The sequence below is a fragment of the Eisenbergiella tayi genome (assembly GCF_001881565.1).
GTDB classification, from domain to species: Bacteria; Bacillota; Clostridia; order Lachnospirales; family Lachnospiraceae; genus Eisenbergiella; species Eisenbergiella tayi.
On sequence record NZ_MPDJ01000020.1, the window covers coordinates 1 to 14,155 of the forward strand.

15 protein-coding genes are annotated in these 14,155 nt (G+C 53.5%); all 15 read right to left on the reverse strand.

From position 1 onward, the window contains the following. A partial coding sequence (locus BLA28_RS33620) for a hypothetical protein (protein ID WP_143131531.1) occupies positions 1–610 on the reverse strand: 610 nt, incomplete at its 3' end. A gap of 82 nt (positions 611–692) precedes the next feature. Beyond that, a complete protein-coding gene (locus tag BLA28_RS32710; RefSeq protein ID WP_002571038.1) occupies positions 693–1,316 on the reverse strand; it encodes a class I SAM-dependent methyltransferase in 624 nt (207 codons plus the stop codon). A 29-nt stretch (positions 1,317–1,345) separates the two neighbouring features. Next, positions 1,346–1,573, reverse strand: coding sequence for a hypothetical protein (locus BLA28_RS32715; RefSeq protein WP_002571037.1), 228 nt, complete (start codon positions 1,571–1,573; stop codon positions 1,346–1,348). Between the two features lie 93 nt (positions 1,574–1,666). Continuing rightward, positions 1,667–1,882, reverse strand: a complete 216-nt coding sequence (locus tag BLA28_RS32720; RefSeq protein ID WP_002571036.1) for a transposon-transfer assisting family protein — start codon at positions 1,880–1,882, stop codon at positions 1,667–1,669. A 1-nt stretch (position 1,883) separates the two neighbouring features. Then, positions 1,884–4,928, reverse strand: a complete 3,045-nt coding sequence (locus BLA28_RS32725) for an LPD28 domain-containing protein (protein ID WP_071699758.1) — start codon at positions 4,926–4,928, stop codon at positions 1,884–1,886. Between the two features lie 2 nt (positions 4,929–4,930). Next, positions 4,931–5,212, reverse strand: coding sequence for a hypothetical protein (locus BLA28_RS32730; protein ID WP_006773188.1), 282 nt, complete (start codon positions 5,210–5,212; stop codon positions 4,931–4,933). Continuing rightward, positions 5,209–7,335: a type IA DNA topoisomerase gene (locus tag BLA28_RS32735; RefSeq protein WP_002571033.1), complete on the reverse strand. Its 2,127-nt coding sequence runs from the start codon at positions 7,333–7,335 to the stop codon at positions 5,209–5,211. The genes BLA28_RS32730 and BLA28_RS32735 overlap by 4 nt, the downstream gene beginning before the upstream one ends. Next, positions 7,322–8,005 carry a hypothetical protein gene (locus BLA28_RS32740; protein WP_002571032.1) on the reverse strand — a complete coding sequence of 228 codons (684 nt, stop codon included), beginning with the start codon at positions 8,003–8,005 and terminating at the stop codon, positions 7,322–7,324. Before BLA28_RS32740 ends, BLA28_RS32735 begins: the two co-directional genes overlap by 14 nt. Further along, the gene (locus BLA28_RS32745; RefSeq protein WP_006777875.1) at positions 8,002–8,196 is read right to left on the reverse strand and encodes a hypothetical protein; all 195 of its coding nucleotides are present in this window, start codon (positions 8,194–8,196) and stop codon (positions 8,002–8,004) included. Before BLA28_RS32745 ends, BLA28_RS32740 begins: the two co-directional genes overlap by 4 nt. Beyond that, positions 8,193–8,963, reverse strand: coding sequence for a DUF4366 domain-containing protein (locus BLA28_RS32750; RefSeq protein ID WP_002571031.1), 771 nt, complete (start codon positions 8,961–8,963; stop codon positions 8,193–8,195). Before BLA28_RS32750 ends, BLA28_RS32745 begins: the two co-directional genes overlap by 4 nt. Then, entirely contained in the window at positions 8,953–9,210 is a 258-nt protein-coding gene (locus BLA28_RS32755) for a DUF4315 family protein (RefSeq protein ID WP_085952158.1), read from the reverse strand. The genes BLA28_RS32750 and BLA28_RS32755 overlap by 11 nt, the downstream gene beginning before the upstream one ends. A gap of 24 nt (positions 9,211–9,234) precedes the next feature. Then, complete coding sequence (locus BLA28_RS32760; protein ID WP_002571029.1) at positions 9,235–10,968, reverse strand: C40 family peptidase; 1,734 nt, start codon at positions 10,966–10,968, stop codon at positions 9,235–9,237. After that, positions 10,961–11,329 (reverse strand): hypothetical protein, encoded by a 369-nt coding sequence (locus BLA28_RS32765; RefSeq protein WP_002571028.1) that lies wholly within the window; start codon positions 11,327–11,329, stop codon positions 10,961–10,963. Before BLA28_RS32765 ends, BLA28_RS32760 begins: the two co-directional genes overlap by 8 nt. Continuing rightward, positions 11,310–13,730, reverse strand: coding sequence for a VirB4-like conjugal transfer ATPase, CD1110 family (locus tag BLA28_RS32770; RefSeq protein ID WP_002571027.1), 2,421 nt, complete (start codon positions 13,728–13,730; stop codon positions 11,310–11,312). The genes BLA28_RS32765 and BLA28_RS32770 overlap by 20 nt, the downstream gene beginning before the upstream one ends. Then, positions 13,675–14,142 (reverse strand): PrgI family protein, encoded by a 468-nt coding sequence (locus BLA28_RS32775; RefSeq protein WP_002571026.1) that lies wholly within the window; start codon positions 14,140–14,142, stop codon positions 13,675–13,677. Before BLA28_RS32775 ends, BLA28_RS32770 begins: the two co-directional genes overlap by 56 nt. Positions 14,143–14,155: the final 13 nt, after the last annotated feature.

Sequence of the window (14,155 nt, forward strand, 5' to 3'; positions counted from 1 at the left end):
AGTAGCGTTCCGGCTCCAGTCCACAGCGGGACATCAAAGCGTAAGTGATGCTGACGGTGGCGGCTGCCTTGAACTGCACTCCGATGTTATACTCATCATATTCCTCCAAAAAGGAACCGTCAACGATGTAGAAGAAGTCCTGCTGATGCTCCGTCCAGTATTCCTCAGCCAGTTTCCCGGCTACCTCGGTAAGTTGTCCGGCAAGGTCATCGCCGGAAACATCATAGGTACGCTCCAGCATGGCCTGCACGGAATCAAGATGGCGCTCCTCCAGCTGCCACAGCCAAGGGGTACGGGAATGTTCACGGGTTCCGGTGTCGGAAATATCGAACACATAGCGCAGGCGGGGTCTGTCCCCGGAATCATCCACCAGAGCGATCCCCTTGGAACCGCGCCTTACATATCGGCCCATCTTTTCATTCCACAGGTCGTACTCTGCACAGGCGGTAGCGTCCGGGCGTTGGGCATAGATCAGCAGCTGTTCATGGAATGGATACTTGTAAAGGCGGGCAGCGGTGGTCAGAAATCCCGCCCATTCCTGCCAGCTGCCTGTGAGCTGGGTTGCCACATGGTCGGCCATCTGCCGGTAAAATTCTGTTTTGGATGGCATGGTGTTTTGTCCTCCTTTCAGTTTTGGGTAAAAGAAAAGCAGGAAACCTTGAAAGATTTCCTGCTGCTTATACGTTTATTACCTATTTTTTTGCCAGAATACAGATATGATGTTTTTTGTTTTTATGATCGATGGTGATTTCTGAAAATCCTGCTTCAGTTAGAAAAAATTCTAACTGCTCTACAGTATAAATTTTCATGTTGTCAATGATTTTCAACCACTTATCATCCGCTTTATTTGTACCATCGGATTCATTCACAATTAAAAAACAGCCACCTTTTTTGAGGATTCGGTACACCTCTTTAAAACTTTCAAGAGGTCCTGGCCAGAAATATACGGTTTCAAATGCTGTAGCCAAATCAAAAGTGTCTGCACTAAAAGGAAGATTCAAAACATTTGCATGAGTAACCTGCAATCTTCCGTTTTTAATCGCTTGCTGATTGAACTGTTTTGTTTTTTGGACAGAAACCTCAGAGTAATCTAAAGCATGCACCGTTGCAGCCGGAAATCGCTTTAATAATTCTGCTGCATTTCGCCCACCTCCACACCCCAGATCTATGATTTTAGATGGGTGCAATTTTGTAATATGCTCCATCCCCCAATCCGAAACAGCAGCGTGGCCTTTATTCATACTTTTCACCATAAGTTCGCCCAGCAAGCCTTCTGGTTTTCTTGTGCTATTAAATAATTTTTTTACAATTCCCATTTCCCATTTCCAACCCGTTCTTGATATATTTATATCTTTTTCCTGTATTCGATTCCTAAAATAAACAACCCAGTGATAAATATGATTAAAAAACAACCGATGGGAACAGCAATACCATGTTCAAGCATGGTACAAATCAATCTGCCCGGTGGTGTTATCCAACTCGTTACGGGATTTAAGATACAAGCCACCAGCAGAATAACAATGCCAATCGTTCCACTCAAAGTTAAAAAACCGCCAATTAGTGTTTTTTTCATAGCATCTACCTCTTTTTATATCCGAAGATATTACCGGTTAGCATTAACTAACTATAAATATACCACAACAGTCAGTAATTATCAAGTATTTGCTTATTCATCAAAATCCGGGTACAGTTCCAGCTGGGAAAACTCGGCGTCGCTCATAGCCTGGAGCTTCATCAGGGCGCTGTCCGTCAGCTCCCGCAGTTCCGTTTCCTCCGGCGAAAGTTCGCCGCGCATCTCGGTCAGAGCCTCCATCAGCCCGGTGCGGCTGCCGGTGTTGTAAATGCACATCAGGTTCATTTCCTCAAAAGTAAAGTTTCCCATATCAAATCTCCCTTTCCGCGCTCTTTTTGGGCGCTGCCTTTTTGCGTTCCGTCCGGGGCTGGCTTTTCAGCTGCTCCATGACGGACTTTTTCTTGTCCCGTTCCTCTCGATGGGCGGCGGCAGCTAAATCCATGAGAGAGATTGGCTGGCCGCTGCGGGCCTGCTGTTCCAGCTGCGCCACAGTCGGCTCCTTTGGGCCGTTGTTGATGATGCCGTCGATCATGCCGTAGTCATCCTCCAGCATCATTTCCGCATTTTTCAGCGGATTGTCCGGCAGGAATCCGGGAATCTCGGTGAAACCAACGCTGTCGCAGTAATGACAGGATACCTTACCGTCCTGCTTGATGGCAACGATGTCGCTGACGCTCAGGGACGGGCTGTGAAAATCCACAGGCTTTTTCAGGTTGAACTGTTCATACAGCGTTTCCAGCTGCTCCATAGTGCTGCCGGAACCGTTCAGCGGGGCGGTGTAGATCAGGTCATAATTACTTCGGTCCACGGCCAGATTGTGCGATTGCAGCCAGTCCAGATTCATAAACCGTACATTCTGCGGATCGTCCCGGCTCACCTGATAAATGGCAAAGCAGCTGCCCTCATGGGCAAGAAATGCCTGCTCCCGTTCCAGCTGCCGGTCCTGCCGTTCCAGCACCTTTTCATGGAATTGTGGACTTTGCTCCCATTCCTCGTGTTCCACACCGAAAAGTCCGCCATGCTCCATGATTTCTTCGGTGTCAAACACCATGCTCTCCGTGTTATCTTCATGGAGGACATAGACGGTCAAACCGGCAGCGTCCAGTTCCAGCGCCCGTTCTCTGGTGACAGGCAGCATCCCATCGTAAAAGTAGCCGTATTCCTGCATATCCGAAACAGATACTTCGCTGTCGGGCATGGGGTACTCATTCAAAGACTGTTCCTGAGCATCCGGCAGCTGGGTGGCGGTTGCTTCTGCGGTCTGCTGGCTGACCTGTTCCTGCATTTGCTGACAGGCGGCATCCTGCAAGGTCTCAATCATAGACAGCGGTGCATCCTGAATCGACGGATTTTCCAGTTCCAGCCCCTCACAAATCTGCCGGACAGCGGCGGAACGGGACAGTTCCGGTTCATCCAGCTGGCCGCCGTCCAGTTCTTTCATGGTTTCCTTGTCATAGAGGGTATAGTCCCAGCCAGTATCGCACGGCTGAATATGCAGATAGGTGGCATCGTTCAGAAGAAACAGGGCTTTCTGCGGTATATCCGCCTGTTCCGGCTCCTGTTTGGCGGTCAGGTCAATGCCGCGCTCCTTACAGATTTCCTTATAGTGGCGTTCAATGTCGTTAATCAGCTCACAGGAAGTCTTGTTGATGGTCTCCAGACTGGCTCGCAGCTCCTTCAGTTCCTTGCCCTTGGACCAGGAAGCGATGTAACCGAAACTGTTTTCCCCGGTCTGGATGCCGAAATACTGGCAGACTGCATAGGAAATGCTTTCTGCTTCGACTTCCTCTGTGCGACGGTCTTTTTTCTGTTCTTGCAAAAACTGCGAGAGGGTAAGCATACCGCCGTTAAAATTCAGTCCGTTCTCATCTGTAAAATACAGCCTGCCTTCTTCTGAAAATTCTAACGGAGCAGTCAAAATAACAGAGCCAGCGTGGTTCACCACCACTCTTTCCTCAACACAAATCGGGAAACCGGGGTCATCATCCGAACCGCGCAGGTCATAGCAATAAACGCCTTCGGGCAGATCATCATGGGAAATACGCCCATTGGAAAACAGGGCGGGTTTCTCAAACAACTCCACCTCCTGATATTGCTGGTCATTGTCAATCTGAATCTTTTTCTGATTATGGAGCTTGCTGTGTGCGATTTCATGGACAGCGGCGGAAACAGTCTGCACCTCGCTCATGCCTTCCCGGATGGCGATGCGCTGGCGTTCGGGTGAAAAATAGCCGTCCATGTTGTCCGCCATCGGCTCAAACTCGATGGGAACCGGGGCAGAGCGCCGCACCGCCTCCAGAAACGCTTCATAATGCGGCACAGTCCCCGACAAGCTGGATGCCAACTCCGGCAGCGGCTTGCCGTCTGTCTGGCTCACATCAAACACCTTGACCGGGCGAAACATGGGGATTTCGATTTCCTTTTTCTCCATGACCGCCTTGCCGTCTGCATCCAGAATGGGGGCATGGGTATCCGGGTCGCGCTTCATTTCCTCGATTTTCTTTTTGTAGGGCGTGGGGGCGATGATGGTAATGCCATGCTCACCCTTTTTCACATGGCGCTCAAACTGGTTTTTCCACTTGTTGAACCCGGCCACCAAAGTGGCATCCGGCTTCTGCATATAGATGAGCATGGTGTTGTTTACCGAATAGCGGTGGAAGCGGGACATAACGGACAGATAGCGCATATACTTTTCACTCTCGAACAGTTCCTTGATGCCCTGCTCGATGCCATCTGTGATTTCCCTTAGCCGCTCTCGGTTGGTGGATTTATTCTCAGCCATGATTTTCAGTCTCCTTTCCAAATGTGTGATTTCTGCTGTGTGTTCTGTAATCCATGCCTTTTGTTCTTCTTCATTTTCGTAAAGAAAAAGGTCCAGCAGGTACTCTACATAGGTTTTCTTCTGGATCGCTTCCACAAAGAGGGGGTGTGGTTCTTCCTCCGGTGTGTGAGGAGAATAGGCATTCTCCCATTTTTTCAGCAGATAGTAGTAATCGGACAGTATGCGATAACACCGCTGCCGGTCCTCCCGAAACTGCTGCGTCTCGGTTTTCTGGCGAACATAGTTCCTCCGGGGAGGGGCCTGACTGTCATAAATAAGGCCAAAATCCTGCGCCAGCTTCTCGGCGGCTTCCTTGGGGGACAGGTTGTAGAGCCGGGAAGCCAGGTCGATCACATCGCCGGTGGCTCCGCAACCGAAGCAGTAGAAATATTCCTTGTTCAACTTCATGCTGGGATTTTTGTCATCGTGAAAGGGGCAGCAGACCATGCCGCCCCTTTTGACCTCAATCCCATATCGTTCTGCGGCCTCCCGAATGGTGATAGACTGCTTGACCGTTTCAAAAAGATTGTCCATATTTACTCACTGTCAGCTTTTCTAACAGGCGGTCTGTACCCGGCAGCCTTGGCCCGTTCACTGGCAGCCTTGCGGCGCTCGGCACTGTATGGCTCCCGGACGGACACACAGCGTTTGGGGACCGTAAAATTGTGCTTATCTTTTTTACAGACCTGTTCCGGGTGTTTTTTGGAAAGGCTGGTCAGCTTCTCCATCAGTTTCCGGTCATGGGTATAAACTTCGGCGGTGTCCTCGGCCTGGTTGTAGAGGAGGATGGTTTCCTGTTCGTAGAGGGAAAGTTTCATCGTTTGCCGCCTTTCTGCCGGTCAAACTCCAGCTTGAAACCCACATACTTCCCATCGTCCACCAGAACCACCGTTGCGTCGTAGGTCTTGCCGGTTTTTTCCGAATACAAGCCGCTCACATGAGCGCGTCCCTCTTTGAGCAGCGCTGTCACAATAGCCTTGGTAGGCTGATTACGCTTCATTTCCCACCACTTGTTGTTTTTCCAGATGGCAAATTTACAGGATTCTGTCTGGCAGAAGAACCCTTTTTGCAGTTCCGCCACATCACCGCCGCAGCGAGGGCATTTGCCCACCACTTCGCGGGGCGGCGTGAACAGGTACTCAGTCCCCTTGATGACCTGATAGGTTCCTACCAACTCCCGGAGCATGGCGCAGATCCCGCCCATGAAGTCCTCCGGGGACAGCTCGCCGCGCTCGATCTCGCTTAAACGGTGTTCCCATTCAGCGGTCAGCAGGGGCGATTGCAGCTGTTCCGGCAGAACGGTAATCAGGGACACCGCATCTTTGGATGGCATGAGCTGCACAGCTTTCTTACTCTTTTTTCGCTCCAAAAAGCCGGTGGACACCAGCTTTTCCAGGATACCGGCGCGGGTGGCCGGGGTCCCCAGACCCTTGCGCTCGGCATCGTCCGGCATTTCCTTTGATCCGGCAGTTTCCATCGCGGAAAGCAGCGTATCTTCGGTGAAGTGTTTGGGCGGGCTGGTTTTGCCCTCCTTAACGGCAGAGCTGGAAAGGGGCAGCGTCTGACCCTCGGACAGTTCTGGCAGACGGCCTCCGTCCGGCAGGGCCTTGTCCTCGGTTTCCTTGTCCGGCTCCGCATTTTTCAGCCCAGCGCGGTAGGCAGCGTCCAGCGCCCGCCAGCCGGGGCGCTTCACCGTTTTGCCCTTGGTGGTAAACTCCGCACCGGCACACTCCACGGTGACAGCAGTTTCTGAGTAAGTATGCGGTTCCGCCACCGCGCACAGCAGGCGCAAAGCTACAAGTTCCAAAATCATCCGTTCACCCACCGGCAGGCCGGACAGGTCTGCGCCATGAAGATTGCGGGTAGGAATCACCGCATGGTGGTCGGTCACTTTCTTATCGTTGATGACCAGAGCCTCATCGCAGGAAATGGCGATCCCTTTGCGAAACGGCATGGCGTTGGCAACCAGATTGACCAGCACCGGCAATCCCTCCGCCATATCCGAAGTCAGATAGCGGCTATCCGTGCGGGGATAGGTGCAGAGCTTCTTTTCATACAGATTTTGCAGATAATCAAGCGTTTGCTGGGCCGTATATCCCAACAATCGGTTGGCGTCCCGTTGGAGGGTAGTCAAGTCATAGAGGGCGGGCGGCTTCTCGGTTTTGTCCTTGCGCTCCACCTTTTTCACTGTCACATCCGCACCCTGACAGGCAGTTTTCAGCTGCTCGGCGGCAGCCTTATCCGCCATGCGTTCCCCGGAAACGGAAAACTCAGGTAGCTCCAGGACTATCGTGTAAAACGGAACCGGCTTGAAGGTGTCGATCTCGGCTTCCCGTTGGACGATGAGGGCCAGCGTCGGGGACATGACGCGCCCAATATTCAAAGTGCGGTGGTACAGCACGGAAAACAGTCTTGTGGCGTTGATACCCACCAGCCAATCCGCCTTGGCGCGGCAGAGGGCCGCCTGATGCAGACCGTCATAGTCCGCACCGGGGCGCAGATTTGCAAAGCCCTCCCTTATGGCGGAGTCCTCCATCGAAGAAATCCACAGGCGTTTCATGGGCTTTTGGCAGCCTGCCAGCTCATAGACGCTGCGGAAAATCAGTTCGCCCTCGCGTCCGGCATCACAGGCATTTACCACCTCGGTCACATCCGGGGCGTTCATCAGCTTTTTGAGAACATCAAACTGTTTCTTTTTATCTTTGTCCACCACCATCTGCCAATGTTCCGGCAGAATCGGCAGGTCATCATATCGCCACTTGGCGTACTTGGGGTCATAGCTGTCTGCATCCGCAAGACCGGCCAGATGTCCCACGCACCAGCTGACACGCCAGCCGTTGCCCTCCAGATAGCCGTCTTTGCGGACAGTCGCGCCGATCACGGCAGCCAAACTCTGGGCAACCGACGGCTTTTCAGCGATTACCAGTTTACATCCCATCATCTTCATCCTCCCATTCTTCCCGCACAGATGTGTGCAGTTTTTTCTCAATGCTGTTTTCCTCATCCAGCAGCAGGTCATAGCCGAACCGGTAGTCATAGCGGTACAGTTTCCCCAGCAGATCGTTGATAAGGATACGGCAGGCCAGAATGACACGGGTTTTGTCCACCTGCATCAACCGGTAGCGTTGATAATTGCTGTAATATTCCTCATGGCGGCAGGTACGGCGGACGGTTTCCTCAAACAAAATATCCACCGGGTCCTGGCAGCCGTCCTCTTTTTCACATTCCATACAGTTCAGAAGTTCCATCACCATAGGAAAGCTCCGTTCATCCATTGGGGCTTCTTCTGCCAGAAAACCTACCAGTGCAGACAAAAGCAGGCGGGCGGCTGTCTGTTCCCGGTCTGTCAAAACCGCCATTGTCTGTGCGGCATTCGGCAGGAGCCTTTCTTCCACAAAATCCGCCGCGTCTCCTGAATAAAGCTGACGGATGGAATCTATGGACAGGGGAACCGCTGCGGCATCCAGGGAGAAATCAAAAGGTTCCTCCCGTCTGGGCTTTTTCCGAAATTTGCTCCACACAGTTGAGAGAATGTCGCGGCCAAAATACGCGGCGATCACCAGCAGGTCAAAAACCGCAAGCAGCTTGATAAATGTAATCAGAATACTCATTTTTTCCGTTTCCTTTCTTTGAGCCAGCGTTCCATCTCACGGTGGCAAATGCCCACGCAGGGACTTCCATAATTCCCGCAGCCATAACAGGGGTGGCTTTGGGGCAAAGAGGGAGGACGGGAAGTTTCCTTCCCGCCCTCCGGCCTGCGTGTCATCATTCGTTCATAGGGACTGTCTGTGAAACGAGTCATTTCACGCTGTCCTCGTCATCTTCTTCTGCGCTGCCCCCGTCAGCGTCCGGCTCGCCCGATTCCTCGTCCTCCAATTCGATTTCTTCCTCATCCGGCAGTTCCTCGCCGTCCTCATAGTCATAATCGTCTGGATTGCTGCTGTTTTTGTGGTTGGCCTTACCCTTAATGAATTTGAAATAGGTAAAGGCAGCGCCGCCCATCACAGCCAGCACCAGCAGCAGGACAACCGGGTTTAGTCCTGCGGATTCTTTTTTCTCAGGCTCCGCAGGTTCCGCAGGCGTTTCCGGCTCCGCTTCCTTGCCGGTACAACCGGTCATGTCCGTACTGCACACCTCGCATTTGGTGTTGACCGCACCGGCTTCGCATTTTTCTGTGCAGTTGCAGACAACGGGTGGTTTCTCGGCGGACTGCCCATCCTCCATCAGCGCCATCAGGTCAGCTTCATCCACCTGATTTAAGAAATGGACGGCGGTTTCCTTGTCCTCGTTGGCCCGGTCAATGAGGATGTAAAAGTAGTTGCCCGCCTTGGTGGTGACGGTAATCAGCTGCTTGTTGCCGCCGAAATCATCTACCAGCGCCGCGTTGCCCTCCGGGGTCAGGGCAGGACTGTCCTCGGTTTTTTCCACCACCACATTTTCATCGTTGGTGGCATCCTCTGCCGGGGGCTGCTCCGTTCCCTGGGCAAAGGCGGTCACGGAAAGGCCCATCATCAGCACCAGGGCGGCGCAGAGGGCCGAAAAGGTCTTGAAAATTCTCTTATTCTTCATGGGCGGTGTCCTCCTGTTCGTTGTAGTCGGCGGAGGCAGCGGCCATGCCGGGGACCGTACCGCCGGAGAGCATAGCGTTCAGCTGCTCCGGGGTCAGCCGCAGGGCGCGCACCATCTGGACGATCTCCAGATTTTCCGCTTCGGTTTTCTGCGCTTCCAGCGTTTTCAGCTTTTCCTGATACTCTGCGATTTTCTCACGGGTTTTCGTAATTTCCCGGTCAATGCGTTCAATTTTCGTAGCCATAATCAATCACTCCTATCAAAAGATTTGTCACCAGTTCATCAGGCCGTAGCCCTTGATGCACTCATAGTTCACATCGTAGCTTCTGATTTTGCAGGCATCGCCGCTGTTTCCCTCTACGGTATAAACGCGGCTGCCGTCTGTGCCGATGACGATGCCCACATGGTCGGCGCTGCCGTCCAGGTCCCAATCGAAGAAGATGGCATCGCCGGGGGCGAGGTTGTCATAGCCCCGCGCGCCCCATTGCCCATGTGACTGGAACCAGGGTACACCCTGGGATTGACAGCCCGCAAAGCGCGGTTCAGACAGCCCCATCTGGCCGTAGCACCAGGACACGAAGCAGGCGCACCATTCCACGCGGGAATTGAATCCGTACCAGCTCCAGTAGGGCTGACCGCCCACATTTCCTACCTGACGTTTGGCCAGTTCCACCAGCTCCGGGTTGCCGGGGCGTGTGCCGTTTACAAACTCCACACCCTCCAAACTCTCGGAATCACTGGTATTCGTGGAACCGCCGCCGAAGATCAGCGGCTTGTTGCCCAGTGTCTGCCGGTACACCTGATACATCTCTAGCTGTTCCGGGGTCAGCAGCTCCGAAGCCACAGAGGATATAGGCTTGCTGGTGAGCTTCACATTGAGGATGTAGTAGTTGTAGGGAACCTCAACGGTATAGCTGTTGCCCTCGCTGTCCGTTCGGGTTTCCGTCCGGTAGCGCACCTCGACTTCCTCGGTGAGCGTAAGCTGATACTGTGCATCAAACACACGCTCCAGCTCCGCCTGTGCGCTCTGGCGAGTATAGCCCTGCAACACAGCAGACAGATAAGCCGCCAACTCATGGGGGTCATGCCCGATCATATCCAGGTCATAACGGTATTCGTCATATCCCGGATGGCTGATCTCAATGTTGTCGATCTCAGCTTGCAGCGCCGCTTCCTTGGCGGCGTAATCGGCCTCCACCGCCACCAGCTCCAGGTCATCCGACGGATAGGTAGAGCCGGAAATGGCAGAACCAATGCTCTGCGCCATCATGGAGCAGGAGGACATGGTGTTGAGCAGCAGGCAGATGAGCAGAAAAATCGCGCCCACAAGCAAAAAGCCTTTTTTGTGGCGCATAACAAATGCTCCGGCCTGCTGTGCCTTTTCCTTGACCGTCTTGGCGGCCTTGCCGGTCTTTTTTGCGGTGTTGGCGGTGTTTCCGGCAGCTTGACCGGCGCGCTTGGCGGCGGCGTATTCCTTTTTGATGGCCTGCTTCTGCTGCCAGCGTGAAAACGGATTACTGGTAAGCTGGGGATTTTCCCGCAGGGACTTTTGATACAGGGCGTTTACATTGGCCTTTTCCAGCTTTTGTTCCGCCTGTGCCGCCTTGCGGTATGGCTTCAGCTTGTGGCTGCGGTAGCCTTCCCGGACCAGCCGCGCACCGGTTTCAACAGCTTCCTCGGACTTGTGGGCGCTCTCCACGCCCACATTGTCCTGTTCCGTTTCACGGATTTCCTTGTGGAGTTTCCCCAGCGCCGCATCTCCCGGAGCATCCCGGACCGCATGGGACAGCTTGGAGGGCGGCTTTTTCTTGTCCTCCAGCACCAGTTTGGTAGTCACTTTGCCGGTCCCCAGGTCCACCGCTTTTTGCCGCACCTGCTTTTTCGGGATTTTCGCCTGCGCCTTGTCTGCTTTGACGGCGGCCCGGTCTACTTTACGGATGGGCTTCTCCAGCGCCGGGTCAGCCCGTTCCTCGTCTGTAAAGCGCAGGCGCGGTTCCTTACGCATACCAGCCACCCGCCATCAGGTCATCCAGCAGCACACAGGTTTCCGCATATACCGGAATCTGAATGGTTTCTGCCGGAAAGACCGTTGTGGACAGGAAAAGCGCCATCAGGGTTCCTCTTGCCATGTCCCGATCCTGAATCGGGCTGCCCATAAACAGCTTGGGAACATCCGGTATGCCCTCTGTCCAGATATGGTGAATCCGGGTAAATCCGGCATAGCCCTTGGGCGTGAGATTTTTTGCTGTCTTTTCCTGCTCATAGCAGTAATGGACGGCGGCGCGAAGCAGTTCCACCATCTGCTCACATCCGCTGACAGCGGCCAGAAGCAGACCTGCGCCTTTTTCAATTTCTTTCTTTGTCATGCTGTTCATCCTCCTTTTTTAAGTCCAACGGCTTGGTGGTCATGATACGGTACAGTTCCGTATTCTTGGGGAAGTGGTCCACAAAAGGCAGGATGGTGGAGCCGTAGAACAAAAGTCCCTCGCCCTCGCCGGAGTGGGTCACATAGGATAGCTGGTGCGGGGAAATGCCCAGCTGTTTGGCAAGAATCTGCCGGTCTCCGCCCGCCTGGTTGAGCATATACACGAAGTCGGAGTTTTCAAAGATGTTCTCAACCTCGCGGCTGCTCAAAAGGTCTTTGACATTCTGTGTGATACCAGTCGGGATGCCGCCCCACTTGCGGAACCGCTTCCAGATTTCCACTGTATAGGCGGCGGTCTGTTCCTCTTTCAGCAGCAGGTGCATCTCGTCGATGTAGTAACGGGTGGACTTGTGGGCGGCGCGGTTGATGGTGACGCGGTTCCACACCTGATCCTGCACCACCAGCATCCCGATTTTCTTCAGCTGCTTGCCCAGTTCCTTAATGTCATAGCAGACAATACGGTTGTTGATGTCCACATTGGTTCGGTGGTTGAACACATTGAGGGAGCCGGTCACATAGATTTCCAGCGCTGTGGCGATGTACTGTGCCTCTTTTTCCTCCTGCGCCCGCAAGAGATTATACAAATCCTCCAGAATGGGCATATTCTCCGGGCGCGGATCGTTGAGATAGTCCTGATAGACCAGCCGCACACAGCGGTCGATGATGGTTTTCTGCACCGGCTGCAAGCCCTCCTTGCCGCCCACGATCAGCTCGCACAGGCTGAGAATGAAGTCGGATTTGAGGGACAGCGGGCTTTCATCATCCGAATAGTCCAGGTTCAGGTCCATGGGGTTGATGTAGTTGGTGGAAGTGGGCGAAATTTTGATAACCTGCCCATGCAGACGCTCCACCAGCGGGGCATATTCCGCTTCCGGATCCAGGATTTCCACCTCGTCGGAAGTCAGCAGGAAGCAGTTGGCGATCTCGCGCTTGGCGCTGAAGGACTTGCCGGAACCCGGCGTACCGAGAATCAGGCCGTTGGGGTTTTTCAGCAGCTTGCGGTCCACCATGATAAGGTTGTTGGACAGGGCGTTGATGCCGTAGTACAGCGCCTCTTTACCGTTCTGGAATAATTCCTGTGTGGTGAACGGCACAAAGATAGCCGTGGAACTGGTGGTCAGCCCCCGCTGAATTTCGATCTGATTGAGACCCAAAGGCAGGCAGCTCATCAGCCCTTCTTCCTGCTGGAAGTCCAGCCTTGTCAGCCGGCAGTTGTATTTCTGCGCGATGGAGCTTGCCTGGAACACATTGTTGTCCAGCTGGCGGGGGTTATCCGCCGTGTTCAGCACCAGGAAGGTAACAAGGAACATTCGCTCGTTGCGGCTCTGCAAATCCTGCAAGAGCTTTTTGGCCTCAACACCATAAGTGGCAAGGTCGGAGGGAATGATGTCTATGTCGTACCCGGCACGGACAGCCTTTTTCTGTTCCTCGATTTTGGATTTATCCAGATCGGTGATTTTTCGTTTGACCGTCTTGATGGCCTTGATCTGATCCACTGACTGGATGTGCAGGCTGACAATCAGGTTGGATTCCATATCCAGAAAATCGGCCAGCATCCGGTCATTCAGCTCTGGGGCCAAAATTTGTACGAAGCTGACGGCTCCGTACTTCTTGCCCATGCGGAACTGCTTGCCGGTGCGGAACTCAAAGGAGCTGGGGGCGATAAAGTCCTTGGTGGACAGGCCGCTGGAGGGGAGCCAGTCCCACTCAAACCGGAACGGCAGCTGCTCGTCCATGTGGAAGATACCATGCAGTTGGGCAAGCCGCGCCTTTCCGTCCAGCGTTTCCGCCGCCACGCCCAGCCGCTTGAAGTTATTGAGAATGTCGGTCTCAATGCGCTCCAGACGGGGCTTGGCCGCCTTGATGCTGTCCGCGTCAATGCCAAAGGTGAGATACTTGGTTTTGATCAGGCCGTTATTTCCCTTTGCCAGCTGGTTTTGCAGCATGGTCATGTATTCGATGCGGATGCTGTCAAAATCGTCCCCCTGGAGAGGGATGTTGATGGCGCGGGCAAAGGTTTCCTCCGATGCTGCAAGGTTCAAAAAAGACAGCTCAAACTGAATCGAGCTGTCGAAGTAGTTGAGGAAATCGCACCAGCCCTCGAAAATCGCGGTTTTATCCTCGTTCTGTGAGAGCTGATAGTTGATGTCCTGAAATTGAATGGTTTTTGTGTAGTGACCGTCTGATACCCGGCAGATACCGTCCGGCCACATTCGTTCATAAGGGATACTGTCCTGTGCCGATTTTTCCTTTTTGTCCGTGCGGTTTGCGCGGGCAATCGCAGCTTCAATCTGCTTTCTGTCGGCGCGGGACAGCTTTTTCTTTGTTTTGACCGGCTGCACAGCTTTTTCCTCGTTTTTTCCGAACAGCCGGTGCAGCCAGCGTTTGATTGCCGTAAACAATGTGTGACACCTCCTCGTCGAGATTTGCCTGCCGCTGCAGCACGGCATAGAAGTTATTGGTGCGGTAGGGGCGCTGCCTGGGGCGGATCACCGTGACGCGGATGATATTGCCCACGATCTTTTCCAACGGCTGACCATGCTTTTCGTACATCGCCAGCAGGAAGAAAGGCAGCATCACGAACATCATGCACAGGGCTGCCGTACTGTTCCCGGCAGAGCCACGGAGCAGAAAGAACAGCGGTACGCCCAAAAGCGCCCCTCCGCCGAAGCAGACTAACTGCCGCTTGGTTAAGTTGAAAGCAACCTTGGTTTTGACTTTCGTCAGGTCTTTGGGTACAGGTACATAGGCCATAGAAACTCCCTCC